Annotated in this window: 17 protein-coding genes; 7 read left to right on the top strand and 10 right to left on the bottom strand. The window is 67.5% G+C overall.

Going from position 1 to position 15624, the window contains the following annotated elements; all coding sequences use genetic code 11:
• The first annotated feature begins 72 nt into the window (after positions 1-72).
• Together C6Y53_RS12585 and C6Y53_RS12580 are read left to right on the top strand one after the other, a co-directional pair.
• Positions 73-831 carry an electron transfer flavoprotein subunit beta/FixA family protein gene (locus tag C6Y53_RS12585; protein ID WP_106472735.1) on the top strand — a complete coding sequence of 253 codons (759 nt, stop codon included), beginning with the start codon at positions 73-75 and terminating at the stop codon, positions 829-831.
• The gene (locus C6Y53_RS12580) at positions 831-1760 is read left to right on the top strand and encodes an electron transfer flavoprotein subunit alpha/FixB family protein (RefSeq protein ID WP_106472734.1); all 930 of its coding nucleotides are present in this window, start codon (positions 831-833) and stop codon (positions 1758-1760) included. The genes C6Y53_RS12585 and C6Y53_RS12580 overlap by 1 nt, the downstream gene beginning before the upstream one ends.
• Before the next feature lie 78 nt (positions 1761-1838).
• On the opposite strand, the gene C6Y53_RS12575 is transcribed toward C6Y53_RS12580, so the two are convergent.
• Positions 1839-2633, bottom strand: coding sequence for a DUF6473 family protein (locus tag C6Y53_RS12575; RefSeq protein WP_106472733.1), 795 nt, complete (start codon positions 2631-2633; stop codon positions 1839-1841).
• A 171-nt stretch (positions 2634-2804) separates the two neighbouring features.
• Here C6Y53_RS12575 and C6Y53_RS12570 point away from each other — a divergent pair, with 171 nt between their 5' ends.
• A complete protein-coding gene (locus C6Y53_RS12570; protein ID WP_106474095.1) occupies positions 2805-3680 on the top strand; it encodes a 3-hydroxybutyryl-CoA dehydrogenase in 876 nt (291 codons plus the stop codon).
• A 136-nt stretch (positions 3681-3816) separates the two neighbouring features.
• On the opposite strand, the gene C6Y53_RS12565 is transcribed toward C6Y53_RS12570, so the two are convergent.
• The 7 genes from C6Y53_RS12565 to C6Y53_RS12535 are packed head-to-tail and all read right to left on the bottom strand — an operon-like array spanning position 3817 to position 9078.
• Positions 3817-4713, bottom strand: a complete 897-nt coding sequence (locus C6Y53_RS12565) for a lysophospholipid acyltransferase family protein (RefSeq protein ID WP_106472732.1) — start codon at positions 4711-4713, stop codon at positions 3817-3819.
• Positions 4714-4749: 36 nt separating this feature from the next.
• Positions 4750-5019 (bottom strand): HPr family phosphocarrier protein, encoded by a 270-nt coding sequence (locus C6Y53_RS12560; RefSeq protein ID WP_106472731.1) that lies wholly within the window; start codon positions 5017-5019, stop codon positions 4750-4752.
• A gap of 15 nt (positions 5020-5034) precedes the next feature.
• Complete coding sequence (locus C6Y53_RS12555) at positions 5035-5427, bottom strand: PTS sugar transporter subunit IIA (protein WP_106472730.1); 393 nt, start codon at positions 5425-5427, stop codon at positions 5035-5037.
• Positions 5424-6335, bottom strand: a complete 912-nt coding sequence (rapZ, locus tag C6Y53_RS12550) for an RNase adapter RapZ (RefSeq protein ID WP_211299377.1) — start codon at positions 6333-6335, stop codon at positions 5424-5426. The genes C6Y53_RS12555 and rapZ overlap by 4 nt, the downstream gene beginning before the upstream one ends.
• Entirely contained in the window at positions 6325-6765 is a 441-nt protein-coding gene (locus C6Y53_RS12545) for an HPr kinase/phosphorylase (protein WP_244614828.1), read from the bottom strand. The genes rapZ and C6Y53_RS12545 overlap by 11 nt, the downstream gene beginning before the upstream one ends.
• A 3-nt stretch (positions 6766-6768) precedes the next feature.
• The gene (locus C6Y53_RS12540; protein WP_106472728.1) at positions 6769-8367 is read right to left on the bottom strand and encodes an ATP-binding protein; all 1599 of its coding nucleotides are present in this window, start codon (positions 8365-8367) and stop codon (positions 6769-6771) included.
• 15 nt (positions 8368-8382) lie between these two features.
• Positions 8383-9078: a response regulator transcription factor gene (locus tag C6Y53_RS12535; protein WP_106472727.1), complete on the bottom strand. Its 696-nt coding sequence runs from the start codon at positions 9076-9078 to the stop codon at positions 8383-8385.
• 222 nt (positions 9079-9300) lie between these two features.
• Between C6Y53_RS12535 and C6Y53_RS12530 the strand changes: the two genes are divergently transcribed.
• Positions 9301-10899: a phosphoenolpyruvate carboxykinase gene (locus tag C6Y53_RS12530; protein WP_106472726.1), complete on the top strand. Its 1599-nt coding sequence runs from the start codon at positions 9301-9303 to the stop codon at positions 10897-10899.
• 125 nt (positions 10900-11024) lie between these two features.
• Positions 11025-11873, top strand: coding sequence for an alpha/beta hydrolase family protein (locus C6Y53_RS12525; protein ID WP_106472725.1), 849 nt, complete (start codon positions 11025-11027; stop codon positions 11871-11873).
• On the opposite strand, the gene C6Y53_RS12520 is transcribed toward C6Y53_RS12525, so the two are convergent.
• The gene (locus C6Y53_RS12520) at positions 11866-12624 is read right to left on the bottom strand and encodes a sulfite exporter TauE/SafE family protein (protein ID WP_244614827.1); all 759 of its coding nucleotides are present in this window, start codon (positions 12622-12624) and stop codon (positions 11866-11868) included. The genes C6Y53_RS12525 and C6Y53_RS12520 overlap by 8 nt on opposite strands.
• Before the next feature lie 198 nt (positions 12625-12822).
• Here C6Y53_RS12520 and C6Y53_RS12515 point away from each other — a divergent pair, with 198 nt between their 5' ends.
• Both C6Y53_RS12515 and C6Y53_RS12510 read left to right on the top strand, forming a co-directional pair.
• Positions 12823-14520, top strand: coding sequence for an acyl-CoA dehydrogenase family protein (locus C6Y53_RS12515; protein WP_106472723.1), 1698 nt, complete (start codon positions 12823-12825; stop codon positions 14518-14520).
• A gap of 4 nt (positions 14521-14524) precedes the next feature.
• On the top strand, positions 14525-14908 hold the full coding sequence (locus C6Y53_RS12510) for an META domain-containing protein (protein WP_106472722.1): 384 nt from the start codon (positions 14525-14527) through the stop codon (positions 14906-14908).
• On the opposite strand, the gene recO is transcribed toward C6Y53_RS12510, so the two are convergent.
• Entirely contained in the window at positions 14892-15617 is a 726-nt protein-coding gene (gene recO, locus C6Y53_RS12505; protein ID WP_106474093.1) for a DNA repair protein RecO, read from the bottom strand. The genes C6Y53_RS12510 and recO overlap by 17 nt on opposite strands.
• Positions 15618-15624: the final 7 nt, after the last annotated feature.

The following is a 15624-nucleotide window of genomic DNA, read 5'->3' as shown; positions in this document are numbered from 1 at the left end:
TCGCGGCGCTATCTACGGGCCATTGAGTAACTCCGAGTCGCCAGCCGGCCCGGTCAACGAGGAGATCCGCCGATGAAGGTGCTAGTGCCTGTGAAGCGCGTGATTGACTATAACGTGAAGGTTCGCGTCAAGGCGGACGGGAGCGGCGTCGATCTTGCGAATGTGAAGATGTCGATGAACCCGTTTGACGAGATTGCCGTCGAAGAGGCGATCCGCCTGAAGGAAAAGGGTGTCGCGAGCGAAATCGTGGCGGTCTCGATCGGCGTCAAGCAGGCGCAGGAAACGCTGCGGACCGCGCTGGCGATGGGCGCCGACCGCGCCATCCTGGTCGTCGCGGCCGACGACGTGCATACCGACATCGAACCGCTGGCGGTGGCCAAGATCCTCAAGGCGGTGATCGACGAGGAACAGCCGGGGCTGGTGCTGGCAGGCAAGCAGGCGATCGACAACGACATGAACGCCACCGGGCAGATGCTGTCGGCGCTGCTGGGCTGGTCGCAGGCCACCTTCGCCTCCGAGGTTGGCATCGACGGCGATCACGCGCTGGTCACCCGCGAGGTTGATGGCGGGCTGCAGACGATCAAGGTGAAGATGCCGGCCATCGTCACCGTCGACCTGCGCCTGAACGAGCCGCGCTACGCGTCGCTGCCCAACATCATGAAGGCCAAGAAGAAGCCGCTGGACGAGAAGACCGCCGCCGATTACGGCGTCGATGTCACCCCGCGCCTTCAGGTGGTGAAAACCGAGGAACCGGCGGAACGCGCCGCCGGGATCATGGTTGGCTCGGTCGACGAGCTGGTGGAGAAACTCAAGGAAGCGGGGGCTGTATAATGGCTGTTCTTCTTCTTGCCGAGGTGAGCAATGGCGAGCTGTCCCTGGACGCGACCGCCAAGGCGGTCACCGCCGCGAAACAACTGGGTGACGTGACCGCGCTCTGCGCCGGCGCCCATGCCGCCGCCGCGGGCGACGCCGCCGCGAAGATCGACGGCGTGTCCCGGGTTCTGGTCGCCGAGGATGCCTCGCTGGGGCACCGGCTGGCGGAATCGACCGCCGCGCTGATCGCGGGGCTGGCCGGGGACTACGACCATATCGTGGCGCCCGCCACCACCGACGCCAAGAACGTGATGCCGCGGGTGGCCGCGCTGCTGGACGTGATGGTGATCTCGGATGCCTCGGGCGTGGTCGATGCCGACACGTTCGAACGTCCGATCTATGCGGGCAACGCGGTGCAGACGGTGAAATCCACCGACGCCAAGAAGGTGGTCACGATCCGCACCTCGACCTTCGACGCGGCCGGTGAACAGGCCGCCGCCCCGGTCGAGACCGTGTCGGCCGCCGCCGATCCGGGCCTGTCGGAATGGGTCGAGGACAAGGTGGCCGAATCCGACCGCCCCGAGCTGACCAGCGCCGGGATCGTGGTCTCGGGTGGCCGCGGCGTGGGCTCGGAAGAGGATTTCGCGCTGATCGAGAAACTGGCCGACAAGCTGGGTGCCGCCGTGGGCGCGTCGCGGGCCGCGGTCGATTCGGGCTATGCGCCGAACGATTGGCAGGTGGGCCAGACCGGCAAGGTGGTCGCCCCCGACCTCTACATCGCCGTGGGCATCTCGGGCGCGATCCAGCATCTCGCCGGCATGAAGGACAGCAAGATCATCGTCGCCATCAACAAGGACGAAGAGGCGCCGATCTTCCAGGTCGCCGATTACGGCCTCGTGGCGGACCTTTTCCAGGCCCTGCCGGAGCTGACCGAGAAACTCGGCTGAGAAACCGCTGACGAACGAACCGAAGCAAGGCCCGCCGCAACGGCGGGCCTTTTTTTGTTTTGGCCTGATCCACCCGCCCTACCGGGCCAGCACCTCGAGCAGCTGCGCGGCGATGCGGCGATGCGTGGCCGGGCCGATCATCCGCGCGGCGACCGGCGCCTGCATCGGGGCGAAGCTCATCTGTTCCAGTTCGCCCGCCGGGCCCGCAGCGGTGACCGCGATCTCGACGACACCGGATGCCAGCGGGCGCAGCGCATCGACCATGTCGGCGGTCACCGCCACCGGGTCGCCCTGACCCGGCGTCGGCCGCAGCCACATCAGCAGCGTATCGCCCCCCAGGTCATGCAGCAGCGCGCGAATGCGCAGGTCCCAGCTGTGCGCCAGGTCGCCGCGTATCTGCGCAAAACGTTGCGGCGACAGCCGGTACAGGCACTCCAGCGCGTGGTTGCAATAATTGAACTCGGTAAAATCGACCTCGGGATAGAGATCGGTCAATGCCTGCGTCGGCTGCAGGAACCGGTCGTTGCGGCGGGGATGCACGCGATAGAACCGGTTCGAAAGCCCCGCCAGCCCCGGCACCTGCAACACCCGGCGCTCGGCACCACGGGCCACCGCCAGCAGGTCGCCGTCGCGGCCGATCGCATCGAGCCCCGCATGCAGGCAGCCCAGATTGACGCAATCCCGGCCCGATGCGCGTTCGAGCAGCGTCACGAAGGGCTGCGCCACGAAACGGCCATAGGTTTCGCTGCCGCCCAGAAAGGCCAGGTAGGGCCGATCCAGATCGCGGCGCGGCCCGCGGCAGTGCAGTTTTGATACCCCGTAATGGCACGGGGGGTCGTCGGACGCGGTTGCGCCCCTTTCCTCGAAGCCCATTTCCAGCCCACCAATGTTCTCACCCGCGATCAGGCTGGACCGGGAACCGTTGCGATTCGGCTAATGGTGGAATTTGCGACAAAATTGCGCCGTCCGGGCCTCTTGGCGGCCCCGATCCGGGCCGGTATGGTCGGCACGATCAAGGCGGAACGCAGCGCGGAAGGCGGGACCATGACCATTGAAAAGATCGGCGTGATCGGGGCGGGGCAGATGGGCAACGGCATCGCCCATGTGATGGCCCTGGCCGGCTATGAGGTGCTGTTGACCGACATCAACCAGCAGGCGCTGGACCAGGCGCTGGAAACCATTCGCCGCAACCTGGCCCGGCAGGTCGGCCGCGGCCTGGTGCCCGAGGCCGACATGGAGGATGCACTGGGGCGTATCGGGTCGACGCTGAAACTGACCGATCTCGGTGCCACCGACCTGGTGATCGAGGCCGCGACCGAACGCGAAAGCGTCAAGCAGGCGATTTTCGAGGATCTGCAGCCGCATCTGCGGCCCCACACCATCCTGACCTCGAACACGTCGTCGATCTCGATCACCCGGCTGGCCAGCCGCACCGACCGGCCCGAGCGCTTCATGGGGTTCCATTTCATGAACCCGGTGCCGGTGATGCAGCTGGTCGAGCTGATCCGGGGCATCGCCACCGATGAAGAAACCTACCGCGCCTGTCTCGGCGTGGTGGAACGGCTGGGCAAGACCGCCGCATCGGCCGAGGATTTCCCCGGTTTCATCGTCAACCGCATCCTGATGCCGATGATCAACGAGGCGGTCTATACGCTCTATGAAGGCGTCGGCAACGTGAAGTCGATCGACCAGTCGATGAAGCTGGGCGCCAACCATCCGATGGGACCGCTGGAACTGGCCGATTTCATCGGGCTGGACACCTGCCTGGCGATCATGAACGTTCTGCATGACGGGCTGGCGGATACCAAGTACCGGCCCTGCCCGTTGCTGACGAAATATGTCGAGGCCGGCTGGCTCGGCCGCAAGACCGGGCGCGGGTTCTACGACTATCGCGGCGACGAACCGGTGCCGACGCGCTGAGCGGCGGCCCTGACGACGACCCCGGCGACGGACGCGGCGCGGAACGGCGTGAGGGGGCCAGCCCCCTCTTGGCCCGTGCCGGGCCAATTCACCCCCGGGATATTTCCGGCAAGAGGAAGGCGGGGCCGCGGAGGGCTCAGGCGGCGGGTTTGCCCAGCGCGAGCGTGTGTTCGCGCAGCCAGGCCATGAACCCGCGCGGATCGGTCTGCAGCGGTTTCATCTGTTCGTCGGTCAGCGGCTGACCGATCACCGGCGCCTGCGGCTTGTTGCACGACCGCACGATTTCATGCAGCAGCAGCCCCTGGCGCAGGACCGGGGAAAGCTGGCAGGCGATCTGGTAGGCGCGCGAATTGCGTCCGGGAAAGAAGATCGGCACCACCCGCGCGCCGGACCGGCGGATCAGCTGCGCGGTGAACACGTTCCAGTCGCGTTCGACCGGCGGCCCGAACCAGCTGTCCGACGACATCACCACGCCCGAGGGAAACAGCGCCACCACGCCGCCCTGCTTGAGATGCGACATCGCGTTGGCGCGCATCTCGACCATCTTGCGCTGCGCATCCGGGTCATGCGGGAACGGCACCGGGATCATGAACGAGGTCGCCGCCTCGTCGAGGCCGGTCAGCACGGTGCGGGTCAGGATGCGGTAGTCGTCCCGCACGCGGCCGATCAGATCCGCGAAGATCATCCCGTCGACCATGCCATGCGGGTGGTTGGCCACCACCACCACGGGGCCGTCCGTGGGGATATTGGCCAGCTGATCCGGCGGGGTCACCAGGTCGATGCCCATCACGTCGAGCGCGCCGCGCCAGAATTTCTGGCCGCGGTAATCCGCGTTCTTCTTTTCGAAGGCGCTGACCATGCGCAGGATCGTCAGCTTGCCGGTGAGCCATTCGATCGTCTTGATCGCCCGGGCGGTCCAGGGATCGTCGAATGAATTGGCATAGGTAAGGGTGCGGCGATCATAGATCTCGCCCGTCGATGCCGCGGGCTGTTTTCCCAGCCCAGTGCTCTGTTCCCGTGCGGTATCCGCCAAAAGTCCGTTTCCGTTCCTCACGCCTGGCGCGGGCGTTCAGAAGCCCTCGCCGAACCTGTCCGCGACCAGCGCCTCCAAGGCATCCGCCAATGGTTCAGCATCCGGTCCGGACGTCCGCACGTCAATAGTCGTTCCCTTCGATGCTGCCAACATTAAAAGACCCATGATGCTGTCGCCCGAGGCGGACATTCCGTCGCGCGAGACCTCGGCCTGGGCGTCGAAGCCGGACACAAGTTCGACCAGCTTGGCCGAGGCGCGGGCGTGCAGCCCCTTTTCGTTCACGATCTTCATGCTGCGTTCAGCCATGGATGGTTCCGCCCCTCAGACCGGCCGAATGATACGGGAGCCGAGATAGAGCCGGCCCTTTTCGACCGCGCGGTGCAGCGCCTCGTCGACCGGCCTGTGCCGGTTGTGCACCAGTTCCAGCAGCGCCGGGACGTTGGCACCGAACAGCATCCGGCGCTGTTCGCCCGCGCAGGCATTCATGCTGAGGTTCGACGGCGAGCCGCCATAGAGGTCGGTCACCACCACGACACCGTCGCCGGTGTCGACCGCGTCCGCGGCCGCGCAGATCTCGGCCTGTTTGGCGCCGCGGTCGTCGTCGGTCCCGATCCGGACCGCCGCGATACCCGGCTGCTCACCCAGCACATGCAGCGCCGTGGCGCGAAATTCACGCGCCAGCCCGCCATGCATTACGACAACGATTCCAATCAATCCGGCCTCTTATCCGCCACACGTCCGCCCTGCAGCCGTTCTTCGAGCTCCCGATGCCTAATTGACACCTGCTGACCTTGCTCTGCAAGGGCCATTGCCAGCGCCTCGGCCAGCGCGACCGAACGGTGCTGGCCGCCGGTGCATCCAAAGCCGATCGACAGATGGGCCTTGCCCTCTTCGCGATAGGCGGGCAACAGCAGCTGCGTCAGGTCCAGGACCCGCTCGAAGAACGGCGCGAACCGCGCATCGGCGCGCACATGCGCCGCCACCGCCGCGTCCCGCCCGTCGAGATCGCGCAGGTCGGGCTGCCAGTAGGGATTGGCGAGGAACCGGCAGTCGAACACCATGTCGATACCGCGCGGCAGGCCCCGCTTGTAGGAAAAGGACTGCACCGTCACCGCCAGCGCCGGGCCGGATGCGGGCGCCAGCCAGCGTTCGATCTCGGCGCGCAGCTGGTGCACGTTCAGATCGGAGGTATCCACCAGGATATCGGCACGGCCGCGAATGTCCGACAGCAGGCTCAGTTCGCGCGCGATCCCGATGCCGGGAGATTCCGCCGGCGCCATCGGATGCCGCCGGCGCGTCTCAGAGAACCGGCGCAGCAACACGTCCTCGCGGCAGTCGATGTAGAGCACCGTGAGCTCGGTGCCGGGCCGCCGCGAAAGCCGGTCGATCATGTCCAGCAGGCCCGCGGTCGAGAAATCGCGGTTGCGCGTGTCGATGCCCAGCGCCAGCGGCCGGTTCGGCGCCGGCCCGTCCAGCAGCCGGGGCAGCAGGTTCAGCGGCAGGTTGTCGATGGTTTCAAACTGCAGATCCTCGAGCACATTGATCGCGGTGGACCGCCCCGCCCCCGACGGGCCTGTCACCAGGATCACCTGCGCCTGCCTGCCGCCAATGCTATCGGTCATCATCCCACCGCCCCGCCTTGAGATACTGCACCAGTGCCGGCGCGAAATGTGGGCCATCCACCCGGAAAAGCAAGGGCAGTCTGCAACCGAGCAGGACAGTGGTGCGCGGATGCGGCAGCCGGTCGGTTTCGGTTCGCTCCAGGTCGGCCACCAGCACCACCGGCGCCGAGCCCAGCGCATCGGCCCGCAGGATGCCCACGCCGCGCGCCTCGATCAGCCCCGCGGTCGCCTGCGGCGCCGTGGCGATCACCTGTCCGGCGTCGCGGGTCAGCCAGACCCGGTCATCGGCCACCAGCGCCGCCCCGAGCCCCATCATCGCGAGCGCGAGCGCCGATTTCCCGCTGCCCGATCCACCCCGGATCAGCACCGCGCGGGCACCCACGGCAACGCAGCTGGCATGCACCATCAGCGGTTCGACGGGCTCTGCCACCGGTCAGACCGGCAATCCGACCACGAACCGCGCGCCCAGCGGGTCCGAGGCGATATCGGCCATGGTCGGTTCGATGTTCTCGGCCCAGATGACGCCGCCATGCGCTTCGACGATCTGTTTGCAGATCGCCAGCCCGAGGCCGGAATTGTTGCCGAAATGCGCCTCGGGCCGCTGCGAATAGAACCGGCGGAATATTTTCTTCGACGCGCCCTCCGGGATGCCGGGGCCGGTGTCCTCGACCACCGCCAGAACCCGGTCGCCGCGCCGGCGCACCCAGACCCGGATCGCGTCGCCCTGCTCGCAGAACGACATCGCGTTGGCGATGAGATTGGCAAAGACCTGCGCGAGCCGGGCCTCGAGGCCATGCACGGGGATCGGCCCATCCGGCATATCGGTGATGAAATCGATGCCGGCGGCGCGCGCCTCCTGGCCCAGGTGCCGGTTCAGCCGGTCGAGCATCTCGAGCAGATCGAACTCGGCCTTGTCTTCCCGGACCAGTTCCGCATCCAGCCGCGAGGCGTTGGAGATGTCGCTCACCAGCCGGTCGAGGCGGCGCACGTCATGTTCGATCACCTCCATCAGCCGCTCCCGCTGCTCTGGCCGGTCGACCCGGCGCAGGGCACCGACGGCGGATTGCAGGCTGGCCAGCGGGTTCTTGATCTCGTGGGCGACATCGGCGGCGAATTGTTCGTTTCCGTCGATCCGGTTGTACAGCGCCGAAACCATGTCGCGCAATGCCCGGCTCAGCCGGCCGATCTCGTCGCGCCGGGCGCCGAGGTCGGGCAGCCGGATCCGGCCCTTGCGCCGCGGGTCGCCACCGGTGTTCCGGCCGGCCTCGGCCGCCTCGGCCAGATCGGCCAGCGGGTTGGCGATGGTCGAGGCCAGCACCAGGCTGAGCCCCACCGACACCAGCAGCGCGACAACGAACATCTGCAGCACGCGTTCGCGTTCCTGCCGCGACACCGCATCGACGGTGCCCGCCGGACCGGCCAGCGCCAGGACACCCGCCGACCCGTCCGGCAGCCGGACCGGGGCCAGCGCGGCCATGACCTTGCCGCCGATGCCGTCAAGCCCGGTTTCGACCCGTGTTCCCGCCTCCAGAACCGGCCCCAGATAGGGTTGCAGTTGCCGGTCGATCGCATCAGGCGGCGACCCTGCCCGATCCGGCCCCGTCACGCCCGGCGCCGGCCACAGCGCGGCGGCCACGTCATTGAGCGGCGTTGCCGGAGAGACCGGTGCGACGCGATCGCCATGCCGCCGCCCCAGCACCGAACCGGTTCCCGACAGCACCAGCAGATCCGTCCCCCGCGGCAGGTCCAGGGCCGCCAGCATCGCCCCCGCCCGGTCGCCCGCCGCGCCATAGGCGCTGGCGATCAGTTCCGCATCGGCGGCGAGGGCACCGGCCTTGAGCTGCACCAGGCTTGCGCGTGACGTATCGAGCAGGAACATCCCCGCCACCATGACGTTCAGCCCGATCAGGTTGACCGCGACGATGCGGCGAACCAGCGGCGAGGCGCGGCGGCGCAGCGCAGCGGCAGGCCCCGGCCAGAGCCGCGCCCATCCGTTGCGAATTACCGCGGTCCCGATGTCCCGAAGGGTCATCCGGCCACACCGCGGTCAGCCTTCGTTGAAACGATAGCCGACCCCGTAAAGCGTTTCGATGGCGTTGAAATCCGGGTCGGCCGCGCGCATCTTCTTGCGCAGTCGCTTGATGTGGCTGTCGATCGTGCGGTCATCCACATAAACCTGATCGTCATAGGCCACATCCATCAGCTGATCGCGGGATTTCACGAAACCGGGGCGCTGCGCCAGCGCCTGCAGCAACAGGAACTCGGTCACCGTCAAGGCCACGTCGGCGCCCTTCCAGCTGACCGCATGGCGCAGCGGATCCATCACCAGCGGCCCGCGTTCCATCACCCGCGCCCCGGTTGCGGCCTCGCCGCCGTCGATCACATCCTGCCGGCGCAGGATGGCGCGTATCCGTTCCACCAGAAGCCGCTGCGAAAACGGTTTCTTCACATAATCGTCGGCCCCCATGCGCAGGCCCAGAACCTCGTCGATCTCTTCATCCTTCGAGGTCAGCAGGATCACCGGCATCCCGGTGCGCTGGCGCAGGCGCTGCAACAGGTCCATCCCGTCCATGCGCGGCATCTTGATGTCGAGCACCGCGAGATCGGGCAGCCGCCGGGAAAAGGCATCATGCGCCGCCTGCCCGTCGGTGTAGGTCTCCACCTCGAACCCTTCGGCCTCGAGGGTCATCGACACCGAGGTCAGAATGTTCCTGTCGTCATCCACCAATGCAATCTTCGGCATGTCGTCTGCCCCGTCTGCCAGCGCGGCCCTCGCGATTCGGTTCCATCGCGACCAGTCATGGCAGCAACCCGTTAGCAATCACTGAAAATCCGCCCGGCGCGCCGACCTATGGTTGCGCAAACGGCCCATGGTTGCGCTAACCCGGCCTGTTCAGGCCTCGGCGCTACATGATAAGACCCGGCCAACGGCCCCACCCGGGGCGCGGCCAGGAGCTAGGAACGCATGACATCCGGAAGGGTCAACCCGAAATTCCGCCTCGAAGACCAGGGCATCGCCGGGCTGGGCGAAGTTCACTACAACCAGATGGCCCCGGCGCTGGTCGAAGCCTCGATCAAGCGCAACGAAGGCACGCTGGGCAATGGCGGCGCGCTGCTGGTCACCACCGGCAAGTTCACCGGCCGGTCGCCCAAGGACAAGCACATCGTGAAGACCGACAGCGTTGCCGACACCGTCTGGTGGGACAACAACGCCGCGATGTCGCCCGAAGGCTTCGACACGCTCTATGGCGACATGCTGGAGCATATGAAGGGGCGCGACTATTTCGTTCAGGACCTCGTGGGCGGGGCCGATCCGGCCCATGCGATCAACGTGCGCATGGTCACCGAACTGGCCTGGCACGGGCTGTTCATCCGCACCATGCTGCGCCGGCCGGACCGCGAGGATCTCGAGGATTTCGTCGCCGATTTCACGGTCATCAACTGCCCCAGTTTCCGCGCCGACCCCGAGCGGCACGACTGCCGCAGCGACACCGTGATCGCGATGAATTTCGACCGCAGGCTGATCCTGATCGGCGGCACCGAATACGCGGGCGAAAACAAGAAATCGGTGTTCACGCTGCTGAACTACCTGCTGCCGGAAAAGGGCATCATGCCGATGCACTGCTCGGCCAACCATGCCCATGGCAACCCGGTCGACACGGCCGTGTTCTTCGGGCTCAGCGGCACCGGCAAGACCACGCTGTCGGCCGATCCCGAACGCACGCTGATCGGTGACGACGAACATGGCTGGTCCGACCGCGGCACCTTCAACTTCGAAGGCGGATGTTATGCCAAGACCATCGGGCTCGACCCCGAGGCCGAGCCGGAAATCTATGCCACCACCTCGAAATTCGCCACCGTGATCGAGAACATGGTGTTCGACCCGGAAACCTACGAACTGGATTTCAAGGACGATTCGCTGACCGCGAACATGCGCTGCGCCTATCCGCTGCACTATATCTCGAATGCCTCGGCGGATGCGCTGGGCGGGCATCCCAAGAACATCATCATGCTGACCTGCGACGCCTTCGGCGTGCTGCCCCCGATCGCGCGGCTGACCCCGGCGCAGGCGATGTATCATTTCCTGTCCGGCTTCACCTCCAAGGTCGCGGGCACCGAGCGCGGCGTGACCGAGCCCGAGCCCACTTTCTCGACCTGTTTCGGCGCGCCGTTCATGCCGCGCCGCCCCGAGGTCTATGGCAACCTGCTGCGCGAAAAGATCGCCCGCCACGGCGCCACCTGCTGGCTGGTCAATACCGGCTGGACCGGCGGCGCTTACGGCACCGGGTCGCGGATGCCTATCAAGGCCACCCGCGCGCTGCTGACCGCCGCGCTGGACGGCTCGCTGGCAGAGGCCGAGTTCCGCAAGGACCCGAATTTCGGCTTTGACGTGCCGGTGGCCGTTCCTGGCGTGGCCGAGGTGCTGCTGGACCCGCGCCGCACCTGGGGCGATCCCGAAGGCTACGATGCGCAGGCGGCCAAGCTGGTGCAGATGTTCGCGGACAATTTCGAACAATACCTGCCCTTCATCGACGAGGACGTGAAGGCCGCCGCCATCGGCTGAGCCTGTCCGGTCTTTCCGGCAACGCCCCGGTTGACGCCGGGGCGTTTTCCGTTCTGCCGCAACGTTTCCGTTTGTCAGGCGCGGCACCGGTGCAATCCTCGCCCGGTCCCAAGGAGGCAGCGCACATGGAACCGGACTCTGTAACCATCGACCAGCCGGGCCATCCGCTGGCCGCGCGGCTGTTCCGTCCCGACCGCCCGCCGCAGGCGGTGGCCGTGCTGAACGGGGCGGTGGGCGTGCCGCAAACCTATTACCGCCATTTCGCCACCTGGCTGGCGCAGGCGCGCGGCATCGCCTGCCTGACCTATGATTATCGCGATTTCGGCGCCTCGGCCTCGGGGCCGTTGCGGCAATCTCGCACGTCGCTGGCCGACTGGGCCTTTGACGACCAGCAGGCGGCCCGCGACCATCTGGCCGGCCTGTTCCCCGGCCTGCCGCTCTGGGTGATCGGCCATTCGCTGGGCGGGTTCGGATTGCCCGGACAGGCCCGGCTCGAGGACATCGACCGGGTGATCACCGTGGCCAGCGGGCCGGTGCATCACCATGACCATCCCTGGCCCTATCAGGGGCTGGCGCGGGTGCTGTGGTTCGTGGCGGGGCCGGTGCTGACCCGCGCCTGCGGCTACATGCCCGGACGGTATGTCGGTCTGGGCGCCGACCTGCCCCTCGACGTGTTCCGGCAATGGAAACGCTGGTGCACGACACCGGGTTTCTATTTCGAGGATCCGACCCTCGAACCGGGGCGGCTGGATGCGGGCGCGCTGACCTGCCCGCTGCATATCGTGGCCCTGGCCGACGACGACACTATCCCGCCGCCCGCCGTGCAGCGGCTCGAAACGCTCTATCCGAATGCGCAACGGCGGTTCGATGTCCTCGATCCGGGCGATTTCGCGCTGGGCAAGGTGGGCCATCTCGCCGCCTTTGCCCGCCGCAACGCGGCACTCTGGCCCGCCCTGATCGACGGTCCTAGCTGAAAAACAGCCCCCGCCGCACCAGGTTCAGCCCCGCGAGCAGCAGCACCAGCAGCGTCGCGCGGCGAAACCTGGTCTGGTCGATGCGGTCATGCAGCCGCCCGCCCAGCCACATGCCCAGCATCGCCGGAATCACCAGCGCCACCGAAAAGGGCAGCGTTTCGGCGTTCAGCACCCCCGATCCGACATGCGCGATCATCAGCGCCACGGCGCCCAGGCAATAGACCACGCCCTGCACCCGCATCTGGTCGGCCTTCGGCGTGTTCAGCGCGGTGAGATACGCCACCGTCGGCGGCCCCCAGATCCCCGAGAACCCGCCGATGGCCCCGGCAAAGGCGCCGACCGCGGCCTCGATCCGGGCCGACGGCGCGGCGAGATGGAACCGGATGCCCAGCAGCTGGAGCAGCACGAACAGCGTGACCGGCACCCCGATCAGCAACAGCATCACGTTCACCGGCAACACCCGGACCAGCTGGGCGCTGGCCAGCAGGAACACGCCGCCCACCGACAGGAACAGCGCGAAACGCCGGGTCGAGGCCAGCGCCGCCGCCGGTCCCTGCCGCAGCGCCTGCGCGGCATTGGCCACCAGCGTCGGCAGGATCAGCCCGGCCAGCGCCAGTTCCGGCGGCAGGATCATGCCCAGCCCCGACACGACGATCATCGGCAGCGCGAAGCCCACCAGCCCCTTGACCGTTCCCGCCACCAGGGCGATCCCGAAGGCCAGCGCCAGTTCTACCGGCGAAAGAGAAGACATGATCCCGATCATTCCGCCCTCTTAGCCATGCGCGCGGCCGCCTGCATCAGGAAACTGAGCCGCACCAAGCCGCGCGGCGGCAATCGGGCGGAAAATGTCACGCAACATTAAAACCACAGCGGCAACCGGTGCGCATTTATGTTGCGCTGCAACTGCAAAATAGCTAGGCCGGTGCGGACCCGGAAAAGGACGTGATTCATGCCGCATGATGGACAGGACCAGACGATGACCAGCCAAGCCCCGACCTCCGCGATTCTGCCCGACCTGCTGACCCTCACCGGTGCCGCGATCGCCCCCGCCGAGGCGGTTCTGAAACAGGCCCGCGACAGCGTGCGCGCGATGGTGACGGTCGATGGCAAGGTCTCGGGCGCGGCCCTGGAAGCCAACCAGTCCGCCGCGCACGGGCTGGCCTGGCTGGCCACCTATGTCGAATCCCTGCGCCAGATGCAGACCTGGGCCACCCGCCTGTCCGGGCAGGACAGGTTCGGGGAAACCGAACAGCTTCTGCACCAGATCGCCTTCGGCGAATACCTGCACCAGATCGCCGGCGGCATCCCGATGAACCAGGGCGAGGTGGTGCGCCTGCAGGAAATGGGGCTGGGCTGGGACGCGCTGGCGGGGTTCCAGTGCGCCGAGGTGCAGACGCTGATGACGCGGGGCAATTCGCCGGCCGCGCGGACCCGGCTGGTCGAGCTGATGCAGGAACAGGCCGCCAACATCACCTTCGGCGCCAGCGGGCTGGACGTGGAACTGGAGATGATCCGCGAACAGTTCCGGCGCTTCGCGGTCGAAAAGGTCGAACCCTACGCCCATGACTGGCATCTCAAGGATGAACTGATCCCGATGGAGATCATCAACGAGCTTGCCGAGATGGGCGTGTTCGGCCTGACCATCCCCGAGGATCACGGCGGGTTCGGCCTGTCCAAGGCCTCGATGGTGGTGGTCAGCGAGGAACTCAGCCGCGGCTATATCGGTGTCGGATCGCTCGGGACCCGGTCCGAGATCGCGGCCGAGCTGATCCTGTGCGGCGGCACCGACGCGCAGAAGGCTCAATGGCTGCCCCGGATCGCCAGCGGCGAGATCCTGCCCACCGCCGTCTTTACCGAGCCGAACACCGGGTCCGACCTGGGATCGCTGCGCACCCGCGCGGTCAAGACCGGCGACGGCTACGAGATCACCGGCAACAAGACCTGGATCACCCATGCGGCGCGCACCCATGTGATGACGCTGCTGGCGCGGACCGATCCGGCCACCACCGATCACCGCGGCCTGTCGATGTTCCTGGCCGAAAAGACACCCGGCACCGACGACGATCCGTTCCCGACACCGGGCATGACCGGCGGCGAGATCGAGGTGCTGGGCTATCGCGGCATGAAGGAATACGAGCTCGGGTTCGACGGCTTCGCGGTCAAGGGCGAAAACCTGCTGGGCGGCGAAGAGGGCAAGGGCTTCAAGCAATTGATGGAGACCTTCGAATCGGCCCGCATCCAGACGGCGGCCCGCGCCATCGGCGTGGCGCAGGCGGCGCTGGACGTGGCGATGCAATATGCGCAGGACCGCAAGCAGTTCGGCAAATCCCTGATCGAGTTCCCGCGCGTTTCGGCCAAGCTGGCGATGATGGCGGTCGAGATCATGATCGCGCGCCAGCTGACCTATTTCAGCGCCTGGGAAAAGGATCACGGCCATCGCTGCGACCTGGAAGCCGGGATGGCCAAGCTGCTGGGCGCCCGCGTGGCCTGGGCGGCGGCCGATAACGGGTTGCAGATCCACGGCGGGAACGGGTTCGCGCTGGAATACAAGATCAGCCGCATCCTCTGCGACGCGCGCATCCTCAACATCTTCGAGGGCGCGGCCGAGATCCAGGCCCAGGTGATCGCGCGGCGGCTGCTGGGCTGACCCGGTGCGCGGGCTCGCGGTCGCGGCGGCGGCCCTGCTGGCGCTCGCGGGCTGCCTGCGCGACGAAACCGTGGCCGGCTACGGCGCGGCGGACCGGGACTGGCGGCTGGCCGAGATGGACGGGACCGATTTTGCCGGAACCGCCACGCTGCGTTTTCCCACGCGGGGCCGGATCGCGGGGCTTGCGCCCTGCGGACCCTGGCAGGGCCGGATGGTCACCCCCTACCCGTGGTTCGAACTGGACGCGGTGCAGACCGCATCACCCGGTTGCGGCACCGACATCGTCCTGGCCGCGCTGGCGGAGATGAGCCTGTCCGAAGTGTCCGGCCCGGTGCTGATCCTCAGCAACGGCGCCGGGCGCATGATGGTGTTCAGGTCCGACGGCTGAACGCCTCGACGAACCGCGCCCGCGCCTCGGGCAGCGGGTGATTGCCCAGGGCCGGGGCCAGCCGGTGGGTCAGGAAATAGCCGGTCGTGCCCAGCCCCCGCGCCACCTCGGCATCCGGCGCCGGACCCTGCCCCAGCAGGCAGGGCGGCAGCGGCAGCATCCGGCCGGCCCAATCCCCGGCCCCGTCCTCGGTGGCGGCGCGGCCGGATTTCGGCGAGACATAGACCAGCCCCTCGGTCCGTCCGGTCACCGCGCACCGGGACAGGTCCAGCCCGAAGCCGGTGGCCCGCAGCAGCGCCAGTTCCCAGTTCAGATAGGCCAGCGGCCAGATCTCGTCATCGCCCAGCAGGTCCAGCAGCCGTTCGGTTTCGCGGTAGAGCCGGGGATGCGGTTCCCGTTCCGGCAGGCTGAAGGACAGCAGCGCGGTCACCGCGTTCAGCCCGGCCAGCGCCAGCCGCCCCGACAGCGCCGCCGCGGCGCGGCTGCGCAGCGGTTCGGCGCGGAAGCTGCCGAGATGGTCCTCGAGCCGCGCCTGCCAGTGCAGGTCGAGCTGTGCCCCCGGCTGCAGGATCGGCGCCAGCTTGCGGCTGGCCCCGCCGCGCACCACCCCGGCATGGCGCCCGCGGCTCTCGGTGAACATCTCGATGATCGCGGCGGTTTCACCGTGGCGGCGCATCGACAGCAGGATGCCCTGATCACGCCAGTCGATCATCGGC

Source organism: Pukyongiella litopenaei, assembly GCF_003008555.2.
Taxonomy (GTDB): domain Bacteria; phylum Pseudomonadota; class Alphaproteobacteria; order Rhodobacterales; family Rhodobacteraceae; genus Pukyongiella; species Pukyongiella litopenaei.
The sequence above is the reverse complement of the archived record's forward strand: the minus strand, read 5'-3'. Positions and strand labels throughout refer to the sequence as shown.